The organism is Nordella sp. HKS 07, assembly GCF_011046735.1.
Lineage (GTDB): Bacteria > Pseudomonadota > Alphaproteobacteria > Rhizobiales > Aestuariivirgaceae > Taklimakanibacter.
On the sequence record NZ_CP049258.1, the window covers coordinates 6,662,240 to 6,680,788 of the forward strand.

17 protein-coding genes, 1 tRNA gene and 1 pseudogene are annotated in these 18,549 nt (G+C 58.8%); 6 read left to right on the top strand and 13 right to left on the bottom strand.

Annotation, left to right across the window (positions count from 1 at the left end):
* Position 1: 1 nt before the first annotated feature.
* The 7 genes from G5V57_RS31570 to G5V57_RS31600 all read right to left on the bottom strand — a co-directional run bounded on the left by G5V57_RS31570 (position 2) and on the right by G5V57_RS31600 (position 5,583).
* Complete coding sequence (locus G5V57_RS31570; protein WP_165172837.1) at positions 2–244, bottom strand: hypothetical protein; 243 nt, start codon at positions 242–244, stop codon at positions 2–4.
* Between the two features lie 295 nt (positions 245–539).
* On the bottom strand, positions 540–1,433 hold the full coding sequence (gene rfbA / locus G5V57_RS31575; protein ID WP_165172838.1) for a glucose-1-phosphate thymidylyltransferase RfbA: 894 nt from the start codon (positions 1,431–1,433) through the stop codon (positions 540–542).
* Positions 1,430–2,383 (bottom strand): dTDP-4-dehydrorhamnose reductase, encoded by a 954-nt coding sequence (rfbD, locus tag G5V57_RS31580; protein WP_165172839.1) that lies wholly within the window; start codon positions 2,381–2,383, stop codon positions 1,430–1,432. Before rfbD ends, rfbA begins: the two co-directional genes overlap by 4 nt.
* Complete coding sequence (gene rfbB, locus G5V57_RS31585; protein ID WP_165172840.1) at positions 2,355–3,449, bottom strand: dTDP-glucose 4,6-dehydratase; 1,095 nt, start codon at positions 3,447–3,449, stop codon at positions 2,355–2,357. The genes rfbD and rfbB overlap by 29 nt, the downstream gene beginning before the upstream one ends.
* Positions 3,450–3,501: 52 nt before the next feature.
* The gene (gene rfbC / locus G5V57_RS31590; protein ID WP_246737440.1) at positions 3,502–4,158 is read right to left on the bottom strand and encodes a dTDP-4-dehydrorhamnose 3,5-epimerase; all 657 of its coding nucleotides are present in this window, start codon (positions 4,156–4,158) and stop codon (positions 3,502–3,504) included.
* A gap of 218 nt (positions 4,159–4,376) precedes the next feature.
* A complete protein-coding gene (locus tag G5V57_RS31595; RefSeq protein ID WP_165172841.1) occupies positions 4,377–5,129 on the bottom strand; it encodes an HAD-IIB family hydrolase in 753 nt (250 codons plus the stop codon).
* 1 nt (position 5,130) lies between these two features.
* Entirely contained in the window at positions 5,131–5,583 is a 453-nt protein-coding gene (locus G5V57_RS31600) for an adenylyltransferase/cytidyltransferase family protein (RefSeq protein WP_165172842.1), read from the bottom strand.
* Positions 5,584–6,283: 700 nt separating this feature from the next.
* On the opposite strand from G5V57_RS31600, the gene G5V57_RS31605 reads away from it, so the two are divergent.
* From G5V57_RS31605 to G5V57_RS31615, 3 genes and pseudogenes are all read left to right on the top strand, one after another.
* Positions 6,284–6,523 (top strand): DUF3489 domain-containing protein, encoded by a 240-nt coding sequence (locus tag G5V57_RS31605; protein WP_206530132.1) that lies wholly within the window; start codon positions 6,284–6,286, stop codon positions 6,521–6,523.
* A gap of 3 nt (positions 6,524–6,526) precedes the next feature.
* Complete coding sequence (locus G5V57_RS31610) at positions 6,527–6,988, top strand: DUF2924 domain-containing protein (protein WP_246737441.1); 462 nt, start codon at positions 6,527–6,529, stop codon at positions 6,986–6,988.
* Positions 6,985–7,508, top strand: a pseudogene (locus G5V57_RS31615) (recombinase family protein); the annotation flags it as partial. The gene G5V57_RS31610 and the pseudogene G5V57_RS31615, both read left to right, overlap by 4 nt.
* 1,076 nt (positions 7,509–8,584) lie before the next feature.
* Here the strand turns inward: G5V57_RS31615 and G5V57_RS31620 are convergent.
* Together G5V57_RS31620 and G5V57_RS31625 are read right to left on the bottom strand one after the other, a co-directional pair.
* Complete coding sequence (locus tag G5V57_RS31620) at positions 8,585–8,779, bottom strand: hypothetical protein (protein ID WP_165172843.1); 195 nt, start codon at positions 8,777–8,779, stop codon at positions 8,585–8,587.
* 236 nt (positions 8,780–9,015) lie between these two features.
* Positions 9,016–9,091 (bottom strand) — tRNA-Lys (locus G5V57_RS31625).
* Between the two features lie 214 nt (positions 9,092–9,305).
* On the opposite strand from G5V57_RS31625, the gene G5V57_RS31630 reads away from it, so the two are divergent.
* Complete coding sequence (locus tag G5V57_RS31630; protein ID WP_165172844.1) at positions 9,306–11,519, top strand: esterase-like activity of phytase family protein; 2,214 nt, start codon at positions 9,306–9,308, stop codon at positions 11,517–11,519.
* A 299-nt stretch (positions 11,520–11,818) separates the two neighbouring features.
* Here G5V57_RS31630 and G5V57_RS31635 read toward each other — a convergent pair whose 3' ends face one another.
* Both G5V57_RS31635 and G5V57_RS31640 read right to left on the bottom strand, forming a co-directional pair.
* A complete protein-coding gene (locus G5V57_RS31635; RefSeq protein WP_165172846.1) occupies positions 11,819–12,103 on the bottom strand; it encodes a GIY-YIG nuclease family protein in 285 nt (94 codons plus the stop codon).
* A gap of 565 nt (positions 12,104–12,668) precedes the next feature.
* Positions 12,669–14,237, bottom strand: coding sequence for a 2-isopropylmalate synthase (locus tag G5V57_RS31640; RefSeq protein ID WP_165172848.1), 1,569 nt, complete (start codon positions 14,235–14,237; stop codon positions 12,669–12,671).
* 312 nt (positions 14,238–14,549) lie between these two features.
* Between G5V57_RS31640 and G5V57_RS31645 the strand changes: the two genes are divergently transcribed.
* Positions 14,550–14,786, top strand: coding sequence for a hypothetical protein (locus G5V57_RS31645; RefSeq protein WP_165172850.1), 237 nt, complete (start codon positions 14,550–14,552; stop codon positions 14,784–14,786).
* 136 nt (positions 14,787–14,922) lie between these two features.
* Positions 14,923–15,165, top strand: a complete 243-nt coding sequence (locus G5V57_RS31650) for a hypothetical protein (protein WP_165172852.1) — start codon at positions 14,923–14,925, stop codon at positions 15,163–15,165.
* A 267-nt stretch (positions 15,166–15,432) separates the two neighbouring features.
* Here G5V57_RS31650 and G5V57_RS31655 read toward each other — a convergent pair whose 3' ends face one another.
* Both G5V57_RS31655 and G5V57_RS31660 read right to left on the bottom strand, forming a co-directional pair.
* On the bottom strand, positions 15,433–16,353 hold the full coding sequence (locus G5V57_RS31655) for a PhzF family phenazine biosynthesis protein (protein WP_165172854.1): 921 nt from the start codon (positions 16,351–16,353) through the stop codon (positions 15,433–15,435).
* A 95-nt stretch (positions 16,354–16,448) separates the two neighbouring features.
* Entirely contained in the window at positions 16,449–18,545 is a 2,097-nt protein-coding gene (locus G5V57_RS31660) for a TRAP transporter fused permease subunit (RefSeq protein ID WP_165172856.1), read from the bottom strand.
* Between the last annotated feature and the right edge of the window lie 4 nt (positions 18,546–18,549).

Below are 18,549 nucleotides of genomic sequence, written 5' to 3' on the forward strand. Positions count from 1 at the left end.
TTTAGCGGCGACGAGTTCTATCAATTACGCCAACAACGAACGGTTCGCCCGCATCACGAATATTCTTCCCGTTCAGCGTGACGATATTCAACTCGTCTCTCACATCCATTAAATTGGAAAAGGCTCTCTTCAAACCGATTGGTCGTTTGGAGCCTTGGACAGAGTCCGCAGACGCATATTCTTCGCAAGCAGAAGCCCATTTCCGCATCATCAAATTCCACACCACGTTCTTGTCCCCAGACATTCCCGCACCTATTCCTAGCTTGGACGCGTGGCAGATTACTGTCACAACAATGTAGGATTTCAAGTGCTACGAAGGTCTAATAGTCTTATCGAGAGCGACTATTATGCCGCTGGAGACATAGCACCGTGAGCAATTTCGACTTTCGCCTGCACCTTTGAATCGCCGTCTGCTTGAGTTTGATGGGATTTTGGAGCGGCCTAGCTTATTTCGTTTAGCGTCTCGTAGCCTTCAGTTAACGCTCGGCAATGTGCAGGTATTAGCAGTCAACTCCCACGTCACTTGAGCCACTTCCCGCTCACAATGTTTGAGGATTGTCGCCGACCAGATTGCTCGCGACCTTTCTGACATATGCCGCATAACTTGAGTTACCCAAGCGGCTCAGCCACGGCTCCATCTCAACATAGGTCGTAAAGCCCATTCGCAAGGCGATTTCCTCTGGACAGGAGACTTTGAGATTTTGTCGACGCTCCAAAGTGGCGACGAATTCGCCAGCCGCGAGGAGCGAGTCGAAGGTGCCAGTGTCGAGCCATGCGAAGCCACGACCCATGCGTATCACATTCAACTTGCCGAGTTCGAGATAGTGTTGATTAATACTCGTGATTTCGAGCTCACCGCGAGCCGAAGGTCTGATACCACGCGCGATCTGGACGATCTCGTTGTCATAAAAGTAAAGCCCCGTTACCGCATAATTTGACTTTGGCGTTGACGGTTTCTCTTCGATCGAGGAAGCGCGGCCTGATGCATCGAACTGCACAATACCATAGCGTTCAGGATCTGATACTTCATAGGCGAAGATACTGGCGCCATCTTCCTTTGCCAATGCTTGCTGCATCAGCTCTGGTAGACCATGGCCGTAGAAAATGTTGTCACCGAGTACCATTGCGCAACGGTCCCGTCCGATAAAGCTGGCCCCGATGATGAATGCCTGCGCTAATCCGTCCGGTTTGGGCTGCACGGCGTATGAGATTGAAAGACCCAGGTGACTGCCAGTCCCGAGCAGCGCTTGGAATAGCGGCTGATCATGCGGTGTCGTGATGACGAGAATATCGCGAATACCCGCCAACATGAGCACCGAAAGCGGGTAGTAAATCATAGGCTTGTCATAAAGCGGCAGCAATTGCTTCGACACAGCGAAGGTGAGTGGATAGAGACGCGTTCCGCTGCCACCAGCCAGTATGATGCCCTTCATACTCCTACAACCTTCATCCGGTCACTAAAGTCTGGCAATCCCACTAGCGTATCGAGGCAAATCTCGAGCGCACTCCGCCAACTCTGGAGCTCAATCCCATAGGTGCGAGAGATCTTAGTCGTGTTGAGAGTTGAATTTGGAGGGCGACGCGCACGGATTGGAAAATCCGCGGTAGCTATCGGCTCGACGCGTGCAGCCCTAGCTCCGCGCAAGCGCGCACCATCCATAATGGCGCATGCAAACCCATGCCACGTTGTATTGCCATCGTTGGTGATGTGAAACGTTCCAAACTGTTCGGGCACTTTCTTGTCTTCCAAGACTGCATTAGAAAGGTAGACGATGGCATCCGCAAGGTCGGCGGCAGATGTCGGCGCGCCTCTCTGATCGGCAACGATTCTGATCTCCTCGCGCTCGGCACCGAGCCTAAGCATGGTTTTGACGAAGTTTTGACCATGGGGGCTAAAGATCCATGCAGTTCGTAGGATGATATGGCGCGGATTGGCATTCGCCACCAACCGTTCGCCTTCGAGTTTTGTAGATCCATAGACGCTGAGCGGATTTGGCGGATCACTTTCAACGTATGATGTTGATTGATTGCCATCGAACACATAATCGGTCGACAGATGGATAATCGGCGCGCTAACACGGTGCGCTGCCGCCGCAAGGCGCTCTGCGCCCAATGCATTAATGGCGCGTGCTGCATGCTTATCATTCTCAGCCTTGTCGACGGCGGTATAGGCAGCGGCATTTATCACAAGGACTGGCTTGAGAGACTGCACTGCGCGGTTAACGGCATCGGTATCCGCGATATCAAGCTTCTCACGCCCGAAAGCTAGATATTGATGGCCGGTAGCTCGGAGGGCGCGCGCAAGTTCAAGTGCGACCTGCCCATTGCGGCCGGCAACAAGTATCAGGCCGCCGTCAACCAACCCTCTCTTCTCCGCGCGCATTCACTTTCTCGTTTTGCTTAGTAAGAAGGCCAAGGCGCTGACCCGAATAAACCTTTTCACGAAGCGGTCGCCACCAGGCTCCATTGGCAAGATACCAATCAATTGTCTTTGCAAGGCCCCTATCGAAAGTCTCTATTGCGCACCACCCGAGTTCTGTCTCAAGTTTCGTTGGGTCGACGGCATAACGCCGATCATGTCCTGGCCGATCCGCAACATATGTAATCAACTGCCGTCGTGAAACACCAGTCGGTCGACGGGCATCAAGGAGATCGCAAATGCGGTGCACGACGTCGAGATTGCATAGGGGTGCACGCCCACCAATATTATAAGTTTGGCCGGGATTGCCGCGCTCCAGCACAAGCATCAACGCTCTCACATGATCATCAACATATAGCCAGTCGCGGACCTGTTGGCCGTCGCCATAGACGGGAATCGGCTTCTCCTCAAGCGCGTTTAAAAGCACAAGCGGGATGAGCTTTTCCGGAAAGTGATATGGCCCATAGTTATTCGAGGAATTTGTGATAAGGACAGGAAGTCCGTAGGTCTCATGCCAAGCTCGAACCAAATGATCGGAGGCAGCTTTGCTCGCAGAATAGGGTGACCTGGGATCTCGTGGAGTGGTCTCGAGGAAATATGCTCCCGGCGAAAGTGTGCCATAGACTTCGTCAGTCGAGACATGGAGGAAACGGAACCGATCCCTCACTTCACCGGCGAGCCTTTCCCAATAGCATCGCGCTGCCTCCAAGAGTGTATGGGTCCCTACGATATTGGTCTTTATGAAATCCGCAGAGCCAGTGATCGAGCGATCCACGTGGCTCTCGGCGGCCAGATGGAGAATCGCGTCGGGCTTGGTCTCGTAAATCACCGCATCCATGAGGGTCCGGTCACAAATATCCCCTCTGATGAAGCGATAGTTACGATTCCCGGCGATCGAAGCCAAGGAGTTAAGGTTGGCAGCATAAGTCAGTTTGTCGACGTTGGTGACCTCGAATTTCCGATCGCCAATCAGATATCGGCACAGAGCCGAACCGATGAAGCCTGCGCCGCCGGTTACGATGACGCGCATCGGGGCCTCCTCGTTCGCAATGCCCCTCCCCGAGGATGTTTCATGGGCGCCATTAGAACGCACTATCGAGATCCCGCAATTTTGGGAGCTGCGCGTCCTTCCCAGAGCAGATGATGCGGGACCGCGGCACCGGCCAATGAATATGAAGATCAGGATCGGACCAGATGACTCCCGCTTCCGCATGGGGCGCGTAGAATGACGTTACCTTGTAGATAACTTGCGTCTTAGGCTCGAGCGTGCAGAACGCGTGAGCAAAGCCAACCGGGATATACATCTGCGAAAGATCTTCTGCCGAAAGTTCCCGAACAACGCAGTGCCCGTAACTTGGCGAGTATCGGCGCAAATCAAGAGCGTAATCCATGATACGGCCCGCTATGACCCGCACGAGCTTTGCCTGTGCATGAGGCAGCTTTTGAAAATGAAAGCCGCGAATGGTGCCGGCTTGGTCCGAGAAGGACTGATTATCCTGGACGAACTCGTCCTTTATACCAGCGGCAGCGAAAGCCCGTTTATTGTAGGCCTCAGAAAAGTAGCCTCGCGAGTCCCGGTGCTGCATCGGCCGAATGAACCTTACCTCCGGTATCTCGCAGGTCTCGATCTCTATTTGCCCAATTAGGGGCGTTGGTGATGGAGGTAAGTCACCCAATACTGCCCCTCCTTTTTTGCTTTTCTCTAATGCAAATAGAGGGCCATTTCTTTTTTCCAGCACAACCCAAATCTCCAAAGCCCGATCACTCAATGTTGTCAATCAGCTGCGGATAGATCACGGACGACTTGGCGATCTTTTAAACCACCTTCGGCCCGCTAGTTGGTGAGCTTGGTATCCCATTGTTTCAGATCAGTGTCGGTGACCAGCGAAACCGCCTTATCTTCACGCATGCACGCCGCGAAGTTATCTTGCCCCACCAAATGGCCGCGTTGGCGGTTTCAGAGACAATATATAGGAAACTCATTACCTAGAATTCGTTCAATGGTATGGGCAGTCTCAGTCGGTCCGCTCACATTTTGGCATTCCATTATCGGAACCATAACGTAATCATTTCCGCCTTCATGCAGTCGATCACCTATGTACATGCACCGATTGAGACACCAGCCAAGCTCTGTCGTCAGTCGCGTGACGTTGCCCGCTTTGTTCCATCCCTTTCTTGTGTAATCAAGATTCGTTGTGCCTCCAATGTTCACTTCCGCAAGCTCGCTCTCAAATGGAAATTCCTTTAGCAAAGCTCTCCGGATCGATGCAGCGGGATCAAACGAAATCTTCCGGGAAAGCAGCGCATTATGTCCAATCATGCTAAACGATACCTGTCCTCCGCGGAGTTCGACAATATCATTCTCGTCAAGTGCATAACCGGAAACTGTTCGTTTGTATGACGCGCCGGAGCGTATCCTCGCAATATGCGCCAGAATGAGTGTAAGCGCCTCCTCATCAAGTTCATTTCGCCACATCAGCGTGTCATTAAAATATGTCTCATTGCCACTCTGGGGCATGACGTAAACTGGATACTTGCTCAGCCACGGAATCTGGGCGAGCATTTGCCGCCGCACTGCGCCCGAAATAACACCAACATCGGCGATCTCAATTAATGAATGAAGGAGCTCCGTCATTCGTGCGGTTATTGGCGTTCGGCTCTCAGTAAGAGTTCCATCGAGGTCAAAGAACACGTGCTGACGCTCTTGCATATTACACCTTTGATCGCTCTTTGACCTTCTTGACGAGCCATGAACTCGACTGCACCTTCCCGCCGCCAACGCCAAACACGGTCTCTATGCTGAGCTTTCGACAGATCTCCCGCTCGGGCGTGTTATCCTTCTTCCGGTCGCCACCATTTACAAACAGCGCAGGCCTTAGTTTTTTCAGTTCTCGAACGACACTTCGATCCGGGTCATTTTCATGATGTGAAGTCATCACGACGCGATCAACACATGAGAGTGCAAGCAAAAGTTCCTTGCGCTCCTTTTCTGGCATAAACACGTAGCCTTTTTTTCCGCGAAGCCAATTATCGTTGTTGAGAATAACGAGCAATTTATCGCCAAGATTACGTGCACGCCTAAAAAGCCGGATGTGACCAACGTGAACTGGGTCAAACCCCCCAGAAACCGCAACCCACCGGGCTTTTTGTCCTTGCTTTGTCACACACTATCTCCACGAAAAGTGTGTTTGGTCGGAAATAACTCCGTTCTTTGAAATTTGGGCTGCGGCATTGGCCTGTTCGCGCAAGAGTCTGAACCAAGCAAGCTCTTAACAATCAATCCATTTTTACTAGTTCGGCTCACCGGCGCGCTCGATCGATTCCTCGCTGGTGCCGAACTCCCTAATGCCCTGTCGAACTGCGATAGAATCGGCCTTATCAGAGAGCCCGGCAGTGCTATTGAAGTGCAATGAGTGGGCGACTGCAGCCTGGCTTTTCGGTAAGGCGGCATCACCCGAAAGGCTTAGGCGCGACCAATACTCGAACGTGGAATAACCCCTTTGTATGATAGTGTGCTGGTCGGTGAGGTCATGTGAGCCTCCAGTTCGGACGGAAATTTGCTTGTTGTAATTTCACATGGCCTTCTTAACCGGCGGCGGCGCCCACCCACCGTCCAGCAGGTCGGGCCGCGGCGAGTAACGCGCCTGGTAAGGTTAATGCGCCTTTCGGAGCCGAGAGCCCGTCGGGGACGATCGACACGCGGATCGCTTACATGCGTGGCAAAGGACTGGACTTCGCTCGGAAATCGAGCGTTGCTTGTTGAAGCTTCGGTTCTAGATTTCGTGGGACAAGTGAACGGCCCGCCATGATTGCGGGCTCTGGGTGGTGAGGGGCCAGGTGGCTCTCGGAAGAGGAGAACCGCCCGTGACAAAGATCCCGAAAAGTTCGAAGAACGCCGTAGCATCCACCAAGGCAGGGAAGATCATCAATCTGTTGCAACGCAACACAGGTGCAACTATCGCAGAGCTGTCGAAGGCGACCGGTTGGCAGGCACATAGCGTCCGCGGCTTTTATGTCTGGCACCCTGAAGAAGAAGCGGGGACTCCAGATCAAGAGCAGCCAGAAGGAGGGGAAGCCTCGGCGCTACGTCATTGCGGGAGGTGACCAGTGAGTGCGGCGAAAGTGGTGAGCGTTGATTTCGCGCGCTTGCCGGAGATGTCGATAACTGAGTTGCAGGCGGTATGGAGGAACCATCTGGGCGGCTCGCCAGTGGAGGGACTGCCCAAGTTCCTGTTGGCACGACTTCTGGCCTACCGGCTGCAGGTCCAGCAGTTCGGTGATCTGCCGAAAAAGGCCGTCGGGCTCCTCGACCGGGTTGCCGTCGATCTGGATCAGGGGCGGCAGCCAAAGATTCCTTATCCGGATGAGCGGCGCCTCAAACCAGGGAGTGTACTGATCAGGGAATATGAGGGTGTCCAGCAACGGGTGATGGTGCTGGAGGAGGGCTATGCCTGGAACGGCAAGATATTCGCCAGCCTGTCAGCGGTGGCAAAGGCAATCACTGGCACCCACTGGAATGGTCAGAGGTTTTTCGGGCTTGACCGCAAGGATGAGAGGGCGGTCCCATGAAGCCTTCAAAAACTGTTCGCTGTGCCATCTACACTCGCGTCTCGACGGATCAGGGGCTGGAGCAAGAGTTCAACTCGCTCGATGCTCAGAGGGAAGCCTCCGAGGCCTACATCAAGAGTCAAGCCCATGAGGGCTGGACCTGCCTTAAGGACCAATATGACGACGGAGGCTTCGCTCCATGGATCGTCCCGCCCTTCACAGCCTTCTGGAGGATGTCCGGCAGAAGAAGCTCGATGTCATCGTGGTCTACAAGGTGGACCGGCTGACCCGGTCACTGGCCGATTTTGCGAAATTAGTCGAATTCGATGCGAACGATGTGTCCTTCGTCTCTGTGACCCAGAGCTTCAACACTACCAGTTCGATGGGAAGGCTCACACTCAATATCCTTCTCTCCTTTGCCCAGTTCGAGCGGGAGGTCACGGGAGAGAGGATCCGGGACAAGATTGCAGCATCCAAGAAGAAAGGGCTGTGGATGGGAGGGGTAGTTCCATACGGCTACCGGGTGGACCGCCGGAAACTCATCCCGCCGCCCCGGCCATCTTCGGAGATTGTGCCACCTCGGAGCACAAATCGGCGTGAAGAATGCCGGCGTGCTCATTGAGGACCGGCAATATCGATATTCGTCCGATCTTCCAGATTTATGAGCGCAGATTTCGTGCCCGGTCGACGCGCCCTCCCAATCAGCATAGGGACCCTACGGTCCCTATTCCCCTGCTCCTCTTCCGTCTTCACGAGCGACAGGTGGCTGTGCTTCATCTACCCGCGGACGCCTGCCGTGTCAGAAGGAAGCCCGCCATGCGGATGTCATTCAGTTTCTCCAAATGCGAAGACAGGAACCGACGATCGTGGTTGTGCGGGTCGATTGTTAGGCAAATTTTCTCGAGTGCACCTCAATCGATCGGCAGAAAAAGATCGGAGGCTAGCATTTGGGATTGGCGAGACTATCGGCTATGCGCTCGCTCTGTGAGATTAATGATGAAGTTAGTCCTGGCCGCCGCTCCAGCAGAAACGAATGCCAGAAAATGGTCCAACGGCCCAGCCCTTTAGATGGCCACCGTTCTGATGGATGGCCGGCGAAGAAAATACGGCATCTCCAGCCAATCATCGGTCTGCTGCTCGTCTTGGCCGTTGCGTGCCGTCACACCGTCGCAAGACCGATAATCGTTGACTTTCGGCCCCGTTTGATCCGACACAACGCTCCCGGGTGTGACGGCGCCAACAAACTGAATCCCCTTGATTTCATTGACTTGTGACGGTGTGACGGACCTATTGGGGCCATACCTCGCGAAGGCGTCTCTGAAGTTGTCCATCTTGTGGTCTATGCGAATAGTCTTGGGGCTGACGCCGAACGTCTCCGGCAACCCGCCCGCTGCTACCGATATTGGCCCGATTTCGGTTCGCAATTTGCGCCAACTGTTTCGGCCATAGCATCTGTCGTGAAACCTATGAGGGATGGCCGATAAAAATGCAGACCGAACGCGGCGATTATTGATCACAGTTCCGGATGGTACCAAATCCAATAGAGGGGGGTCCCCCGGGGGTGGGTGCTCAGGCGATGAAGTGTCAAGTGCGTGGCGGCATTGTCTTCAGCGCAGGCTAATCACCTTTTTGTGCTTTCGTGCCAGCTTCAACGATTTCGGCAAGATGTTCAGCCCAACGCTCAAGCGCCCGGCGCTTTTCATCGTCATACCCATGCCGGTCATAGACCGAACCGGTTATTGTATCCCGGTCCAGGCTGGCATGATTGAGCACCTTACCGGTAACAACTCTGTCGATGCCGAGCGCCGCCATCTGAGACGCAGCAGTACGGTACGGCGCAGATCGTGGGGGGTAAATTTTTCGAGCTTCAGCTTGTCCAGATTGCGAGACAAGGCTCGCGACACGCTGCGCCGCCCCAGCGGGCGTTCCGTCTTCTGTTTCGTTTCGGCTTTCTTGTTACTCAGCTGGCCCGGAGAGTGTTTTGTCACCCATTTGTAACCCCGGAAGCCGAAGCTAAAATTGAGTTTTAGGTAACATCTTGAAATCCTTGGTGGGCGCAGTAGGACTCGAACCTACGACCCGCTGATTAAGAGTCAGCTGCTCTACCACCTGAGCTATGCGCCCGTCCCATCAAGGAAGTGCCGGAGCGGCGCTGAGGCCGTCCCGCGGGCGCCTAACTAGCAAAGCGATTCCGCAGTGTCCAGCTAATATGACGGAAGGCCGGCGAAGATTTTTGTCCCATGGGGACCGCCCTTCCCGATCGTCATCTGAACGTCATTCAGCCCGCCTCTAAATCTCACCGACGATTCCAACGGCACATCATCCTACGGGGACCAATATGCTTCGACCGATCATCAAGACCACGCTGGCCGCCGCCCTGCTGTCAGGCACGGCCCTCGCGTCCAATGCCACCGAGGTCTTCAACCGCATCGCCACCTTCCATGTGGTCGACAACCTGCCTCAGGGCGCCGATCCGGCCAAATCGACCGTCGCCGAGATCATCACCGCGACGGCTGACGGCAAGACCCTTGTCTATACCGACAGCCCGGGCGAGCGCATCGGCATTATCGACATCGCCGACGCTTCCACCCCCAAGCCCGCCGGCACCGTTGCGCTCAAGGGTGAGCCGACCTCGACCGTCATTGTCGGCAACACCGCGCTGGTCGGTGTCGTCACCTCGAAGTCCAAGGCCGAACCCTCCGGCCATCTCGCCATCGTCGACCTCGCCAGGAAGGAAGTCGCGTTGACCTGCGATCTCGGTGGCCAGCCCGATTCGCTCGCCAAAAGCGCCGACGGCAAGGTCCTTGCCATCGCCATCGAGAATGAGCGCGACGAAGAAGTGAATGAGGGTGCCATTCCCCAGCTTCCCGGCGGTACGCTCATCAGCTTCGCCGTAAATGAAGACGGCTCCGTCGACTGCGCCGCCAAGACAGTGATCGATGTCTCGGGGCTCGCCAAGATCGCTCCGCAAGATCCCGAGCCCGAATTCGTCGACATCAACGGCAGGAACGAAGTGGTGCTGAGCCTCCAGGAGAACAACCACATCGTCATCGCCGATCTGGTTAGCGGCAAGGTCACTGCTCATTTCAGCGCCGGCACGGTTGATCTGAGCAATATAGACACCGAGAAGGACGGCGTCATTTCGCTCGATGGCAGGAAGGAGGCCGTTCCGCGCGAGCCCGACGCAGTGCATTGGATCGACGATGAGCGCTTCGTCACCGCCAATGAAGGCGATCTCGATAGCGGCAGCCGCGGCTTCACCATCTTCAAGAAGGACGGCACCGTCGATTATGAAAGCGGCGTCGCTTTCGAGCATCAGCTGGTGCGGCTCGGCCATTACCCCGAGAAACGCAACAAGAAGGGTGTCGAGCCGGAAGGCGCCGAAGTGGCGACCTTCGGCAACGACCGCCTGATCTTCATCGGCTCGGAGCGCGGCTCGCTGGTGGGCGTCTATAAGGACGAAGGCACAGGCTCGGCCCCGACCTGGCTGCAGGCACTGCCCGGCGGCATCGGCCCGGAAGGCCTTCTTGCCCTACCGGAGCGAAAGCTCTTCGTCACGGCGTCCGAGACCGATCTGCGCGAGGACGGACTCATCGGCTCCGTCGTGACGATCTATGAGCGGCGCGAGGGCGAAGCCAGCTATCCGACGCTCGTCTCAGCCGATGACGCCAACGGCCTGCCGCTGCCCTGGGCGGCGATATCCGGCACGATCGCCGATGCCAGGGAGCCGGGCAAGCTCCATGCGGTCACCGACAGCGCCTTCAAGCAGGGCCGCATCCTCACCATCGACGCGTCGACGAAGCCGGCGGTGATCACGGGCGCCCTCACCGTCAGCAAGGGCGGCGAGCCGGCGAAGCTGCTCGATCTCGAAGGCATCGCCCTTTCCGCCGATGGCGGCTTCTGGCTCGCGTCCGAGGGCAATCCCGAACGCGAAAAGGACAAGACCCAGTCCATGCTGATCAAGACCGATGCCAAGGGCGCAATCGTCGATGAGATCGCCATCCCCGACGCTCTCGCCCAAGGGGCCACCCGCTTCGGCTTCGAGGGCGTGGCAGTCACCGGCTCAGGTGCCGATGAGACGATCTGGCTCGCCGTGCAGCGCGAATGGCAGGACGATCCCAAGGGTTTCACCAAGCTTCTGGCGTACAAGCCGGCCGACAAGAGCTGGGGAGCGGTTCATTATCCCCTCGACAAGACGGAGAAGGGCTGGGTCGGCCTCTCCGAGATTACCGCGGTGCCGGGCGGCCTCGTGGTGATCGAGCGCGACAACCAGGTCGGCCGCGACGCCAGGATCAAGAAACTCGTTTTCGTAAGCCTTGAGGGCGTCACCCCTGCCCCGCTCGGCGGCGCGCTGTCGGTCGTCGCCAAGAAGGAACTGCGCGACCTCCTGCCCGATCTCGATGCGCCCAAGGGCTTCGTGCTCGACAAGGTGGAGAGCTTCGCCGTCGATGCGGCGGGCGATGCTTACATCATCACCGACAATGACGGCGTCGACGATCATTCCGGCGAGACGCAGTTCATTGGCCTCGGCAAGCTAAATCTGCCGATGTGACGAGCGCTCCCTTCACAACTCGTCATGGCCGGGCTTGACCCGGCCACGTCCGCTCCTCCCGACCCGTCATGGCCGGGCTCGACCCGGCCATCCAGCACCCTCCCCCACCTCGTGATGGCCGGGCATGAGCCGGCCATCTGCCCTCACCTCGTCATGGTCGGGCCTGACCCAACCATCCAGTTGCTAGGTCGCCACGCCGCCTCCCCCACCTCGTCATGGCCGGGCTTGACCCGGCCATCCAGCACCCTCCCCACCTCGTCATGGCCGGGCTTGACCCGGCCATCCAGTGTCTCCGCTGCTCAGAAGCTCAAATAGAGATCTTCCCATTCGGGATTCATCTTCTCAATGAGATCAAGCTTCCACTTGCGCGGCCACCGCTTGAGCGATGTCTCGCGCTGGATAGCATCGGCGATCGAAGGATATGTCTCGTACCAGACCAGCATCTTCAGTCCGTATTTGCGGGTAAAGCCGCTGCCGCGGCCTTCCTTGTGCTCATAGACACGGCCAGAGAGATTGCTCGTGACGCCGATATTAATCGTGCCATTGCGCCTGTTGGCCATGATGTAGACGTGGCCTTCTCTCATGCGCCTATGTTCGGCACGACTGGATGGCCGGGTCAAGCCCGGCCATGACGAAGGGGGGAACCCGTGGCGCCTTTAAAACCGAATTCCGGGGTCAAGCCCGGCCGCCACGAACGGGGGAGGCACGTGGCGATATATAAACAGAATAGCCTGGTCGAACCGGGCCATGTCCACTCCCCCAACTCGTCATGGCCGCCCTTGAGGCGGCCATCCAGCCTATCCGTCAAACAGTTGCGTGGCGGCACGACTGGATGGCCGGGTCAAGCCCGGCCATGACGGATCAGGGTAATGTTTCCGCTCGTCATGGCCGCCCTTGAGGCGGCCATCCAGCCTATCCGTCAAACAGTTGCGTGGCGGCGAGACTGGATGGCCGGGTCAAGCCCTGCCATGCCCACTCCCCCAACTCGTCATGGCCGCCCTTGAGGCGGCCATCCAGCCTATCCGTCAAACAGTTGCATGGCGGCGAGATTGGATGGCCGGGTCAAGCCCGGTCATGACGAAGGGAGGAGCCCGTGGCGACGTAAAAACAGAATGGCCGGGTCAAGCCCGGCCATGACGGGTTATCGCCTTACGGCCCCCGTCGCGCATCGCGCTGGAGATCGACGCCCTCGAGCTGGCCCTTGGCCTGCTTGATCTTGAGCTTGTTGAGGGCCGACACATAGGCCTTCGCCGAGGCGACGAGCGTGTCGGGATCGGCACCCTTGGCGGTCACCTGCTTGCCCGTCTCGTCCTCGAGCCTGATCGACACTTCCGCCTGTGCGTCGGTGCCTTCGGTCACCGCATGCACCTGGTAGAGCGCCAGCTTCACCTCATGCGGCACCAGCGCCTTGATGGCGTTGAAGATCGCATCCACAGGACCATTGCCGGTCGCCTGCTTGGTCACGTGATGGCCGTCGATGTCGAGGGTCAGCGTCGCCGTCTGCGGGCCCATCGTGCCGGCGATCACGGTCAGCGACAGAACCTTGATGCGCTCATGCTGCTGCGCGATCTCGTCGTCGACCAGGGCCTCGATATCCTCGTCATAGACATGCTTCTTGCGGTCGGCGAGCGCCTTGAAGCGCGCAAAGGCGTCCTCGAGCTGGTTCTCGCCCAGTTCATAGCCTAGCTCCTTCAGCTTCTCCTTGAAGGCATGCCGGCCGGAATGCTTGCCCATCACCAGCGAGGTCTTGGTCACGCCGACCGAGGCTGGCGTCATGATCTCATAGGTCTGGGCGTTCTTCAGCATGCCGTCCTGATGGATGCCCGATTCATGTGCGAAGGCGTTCCGCCCGACGATCGCCTTGTTGTATTGCACCGGGAAGGACGTCACGGCCGCGACGAGCTTCGACACGCGGTTCAGCATCGTGCTTTCGATCTGGGTGCGATAGGGCATTACGTCGCCGCGCGTCTTGATCGCCATCACCACTTCCTCGAGCGCCGCATTGCCGGCGCGCTCGCCGATGCCGTTGATGGTGCATTCGATCTGGCGCGCCCCGCCATGCAGTCCGGCGAGTGAATTGGCGACCGCGAGGCCCAGATCGTTATGGCAATGGACGGAGAACACCGCCTTCCCGGCATTGGGCACCCGCGCCCGGACTTCCTCGAACATCTTCTGATATTCGTCGGGCGTCGCATAGCCCACCGTATCCGGCAGATTGATCGTCGTGGCGCCGGCCTTGATCGCGGTCTCGACACAGCGGCAGAGATAGTCGATGGGCGTGCGCGTCGCATCCATCGCCGACCATTCGACATTGTCGACGAGATTGCGGGCTCTCGTTACAGTCGCCGAGATGATGTCCAGCACCTCTTCCTGGCTCTTCTTCATCTGATGCGCGAGATGGATCGGCGACGTCGACACGAAGGTGTGGATGCGCGGGCGGCGGGCATGCTTCACCGCTTCGCCGCAGCGGTCGATATCCTTGTTGATGGCCCGCGCCAGACCGGCGATCACCGCATTCTTGGTGCGCTTGGAGATGGCGGTCACAGCCTCGAAATCGCCTTCGGAGGCGATCGGGAAGCCCGCCTCGATGATGTCGACGCCCATCTCGTCGAGGAGCTCGGCGACCTCCAGCTTCTCGTCATGGGTCATGGTGGCGCCGGGCGATTGTTCGCCGTCGCGCAAGGTGGTGTCGAAAATGACGACTTGGTCGGAATTCATGGGACTTGTCCTGTCATGGCGCCGGAATTATCCGGCCTGCGGCCTTAAGATCTAGTTTGGAAATCGACATCCCCTGAAGACCCGCCCGTGACAGGGCTGCCGGAATTCAGGGGCATCTAAGGAGGAGGCCAAGACCGGCCAATCCGGCGCGAAGGCAGCCGGTCGGGGCAAGGGTCTGGGTCGATGCATAAGCCATGTCGGGCCCGTAGATAGCGCAAGCGCAACTCCTCCGCAACCCGGGAATAGCCGTTCCCCTCCCAGCGTAGCGACTATGGGAGAGTAGCCCGGATTGGCCGGGCAAAGGAGGATCCCATGAAAAAAGCCCTGATTTTTGCTTCATTCCTGGCCTTCGCGACACCGGCTTTCGCCAACCAGTGCCCCACCCTCATGAACAAAATCGACGAGGCCATGAAGACGGCCCAGCTCGATGACGCCCAGAAGGCGCAGGTGATGGACCTCTATAACAAGGGCAAGGCCGCCCATGAGGCGGGCGACCATGCGACCTCCGAAGCGGACCTCAACGCGGCGCTGAAGATTCTCGGCCAGTAAGCCGGCACCGATATCCGAGCGCGGGCCCGGGCCGCCTTTTGCCCGGGCCTTTTGTTTTAGAACTGGACGGTGCAAAGTTCCGTCACAGTTCTCCGCCAATCTCATCGCATAACAATCGATCAGGGGATCGCTCGCCATGAAGCTGTTTCTTCTCGCCCTTGCTTTGCTGGCGGCCACCTCGGTGCCGGCTTTTTCCAAGCCCTGCGATGACGAGGTCAAAAAGGTCGAGACGGCGCTGTCCTCCGCGCAGATATCGAGCGACGAGCGCGACCAGATCAAGGATATGGCGAAACAGGCGGCACAGCTTTGCGCCGCCGGCAATGATCAGGAAAGCATCGACATCTCGGCCGAGGCCAAGGCGATGCTGAACATCGACTGAGACTTGCGCGTTCACCAGTCAAACGCGTTTCCACGAAGGAACGCCGTCGCGGGCGCGGCACGCATTGCCCTTGTAGATGTGGGCTTAGTTGGTGAATATCAGGATCGTCGGCTCGTGGCCGAGAGAAAGGGAAACTCAGTATTTCAGAGAAATTCCCTGCTTCGGTGGCGATCGGAGCGCTAAACCCTTGATATCTCTGCGCTCAGATTATTATTTTGCGAAAATTCCCTGCAAATCCCTGCAAATCGCTGTATCTCCCCCGGGTCGTCAGAGGGTGATGACGCCCGCCGAGACGCGCACTGCCTGCCCGCCGACCCGCACCTGGGTCAGATCGCCGGCTTTCACATCTGCTTCCAGCACGAGGTCGCTCGGGCGCTTCATCTCGTAGCCCTGCTCGATGACGAAACGATGCGTGCCGTCCTTGAGCTTGTCGGCGATTAGGATCTGCCGGGCGAGAAGCGCCGTGGCGGAGCCGGTCGCCGGATCTTCCGGAATGCCGCCTCCCGGCGCGAACATGCGCGAGCGGAAGGAAGCGTCCTTGCCATCCCCGCCCCTGGTATAGACATAGGCCGCATCGACGAAGGCCTCGGGCGCGTTGCAGGCTTTCATCAAGGCGCTCCAGGCCGGCTCGCAGGGCCGCGCTCTGACGACCGCGTCGCGCGTCGGCACCGGCACGAAGAAGAAGGTCGGGCCGCCCTTGAGGAGAATGGGCGCATGGCTCTCGAAGCCGATCTCCTCAGGCGCGAGACCGAGCGCCGCCGCGATGATTTTCTTGTCCGGGCCGTCGCCGACTTTGATCGGCACCACCGGCGCCTTGAACATGCCATGCGGCACGTCGCCGATGCGGGTGACCTTGACCGGCACCAGTCCCGCCTCCTCTTCGAGCCTGATCTCGGTCTCGAAGGAGCAGCCGGGCTTGTTTTTCATCTCGGCGAGGAGAATGGCGCAGCCCAGCGTCGGATGGCCGGCGAAGGGCATTTCGCCGCCAGGGAAAAAGATGCGCACGCGCGCCGTATTGCCGGGATCGCGGGGCTTCATCACGAAGATTGTCTCCGAGAGATTGAACTCGCGGGTGATCGTCTGCATTTGCTCCGTCGTCAGATGATCGGCATCGTGAACGACCGCCAGCGGATTGCCGCCGAAGCGCCGGTTGGTGAAGACATCGAGCGTGTTGAATTTGAGGTCCATGGCGCGAATTGGTAAGCCGTGTTTTTCGACGCCGCAAGAAGAGTATTGTACCCGGACAAATCGGCGCGTGAGCAGGAACGCGCCGGACTAAAATCTTACGCTGGCGCGAGTCGCCGATAGCGCCATATGTGAACGGACGCGACGGCGGCAACGAGGATGGCGCCGGCGATCTGCCACCGCGTGTCCGGCACCATCAGCGCGATGCCGCCGGCAACCGCCCCCAGGCGCTCCATCACATGCGCCGGGCCTGAGATCCAGCCCGCCGCGCCGATGGAGAAACCGGCCAGCGCCAGTGCCGACGTCAGCGTGATCATGACGATCTGCGTGACGCTTCCCGACAGCAGCAGGCCCATGCCATCGGGCGACAGACAGAACATCACCGGCACCACGAATGCCGGCAGCGTGTATTTCCAGGCCTGCATCATGGTGCGGAAGGGCGAGCCGCCGCAGATGGCGGAGGCGGCGAAGGGCGCCAGCGCGGTGGGTGGAGAGACATCCGCCAGCACCGCATAATAGAACATGAACATATGCGCCGCCGGCGCCGGCACATCGAGCGACACGAGCCCCGGCACCAGGATGACGGCCGCGATGATATAGGAGGCGGTGACCGGAATTGCCGTGCCCAGGATCCACATGGCGAAGGCCGCGAGCAGGATGGTGACCGCCAGGCTGCCGCCGCCCAGTTCGACGATCTGCCCCGACAGCTTCAGCCCGAGGCCGGTGAGATTGATGATCGAAACGATGATGCCGGCGGTGGCGCAGGTGGCGGCGATACCGACACAGCCCTTGCCGCCCTCGACCAAAGCCGCGATCAGTCTCTCGGTCGCCGCGTCCGGCGCTCTGCCTTGCCGCTTTTCCCAGTAGTAGAGCGCGATGCTGACGATGCCGCCCGCAATGAGGCCGAGGAAGGCCGCGACCGACAGGCGCATGCCCGCGAGATAGAGAAAAAGCGCCAGCACAGCGGCGGCGGCGGCGCCGGGCATTGTGAGGAGGCGCTGTTCGGAGCGGATCAGGCTCAGGATCACCGCGACGACGATCGACCAGAACACCGCCATGAAGGCGCTCAGGCCATAGATGAGCAGCACGGCGATCGCCGCGAGCGAGAGGAAGTGATAGCCCTGGCTCGAGGTGAGCCGCCACAGCGACTGATCGCTGGTCTTCACCGGCTTGACATTGAGCCGTCGCGCATCGGCCTCCACCATCAGCCAGCAGCAGAGATAGTAGAGCACCGTCGGGATGGTCGCCATCACCAGTACATCGAGATAGCTGATGTCGAGATATTCGGCGATGATGAAGGCGGCCGCGCCCAGCGTCGGCGGCGACAGCGTGGCGCCGATGCCGGCGGCGGCGGTGAGCCCGCCGGCGGTCGCCGGATTGTAGCCCGAGCGCTTCAGCATCGGCCAGGACAGTGAGGCGAGCGTCACCGTCGTCGCCACGCCCGAGCCGGAGACGGTGCCGAGCAGGAAGCCGGACGCCACGACCGCGCGCCCGGGAGCCGCCGGCGCCGGCTTCTTGCCGAACAGCGCGAAGGCCCAGTCGATGAAGAACCGGCCCGCCCCACCACGGTCGAGCACCGCGCCATAGAGCGAGAAGATGATGATGAAGGTCGCCGCCACGTCGGTCGGCGTCGAGAACAGGCCTTCGAGAGTCAGATAGTTCTGCCCGACGATGCGCGAAATCGAGAAGCCGCGGTGATTGAAGGGCTCGGGCATGTAACGCCCGAAATAGGCATAGACGAGGAAGCCGATGGCGATCAGCGGCAAGGCCCAGCCGGTGGCGCGCCGCGTCGCTTCGAGCACCAGCAGCATAAGGATGCCGCCCAGCCAGACCTCGATCTCGAGCGGCGACGTGGCGCGCATCTTCGTCGCCTCGAGATGCGTGACGAGATAGGTGATCGAGGCAAAGGTGAGCGCGATCAGGAGCCAGTCGACGATCCGGATATGGCGTCCCTCGCCTTTCGGGAACAGCGGATAGATGAGGAACGCCGCGGCGAGTACGATGCCGACGAAGGTGGCGCGGTAGATCGAGGTGTTGATCGCGAATTGCGTCCAGTAGAGCGCATAGAGCGAGAGCCCGGCACACAGGCCGGCGGCAAGCCAGGACTGCCAGCCGGACAAACGACGCGTCCGTCCCGACTCGCTGTCGAGCGCAAGCTGATCGAGCTTGTCCTGGTCGACGTCGGCCTCAGGCACCCGT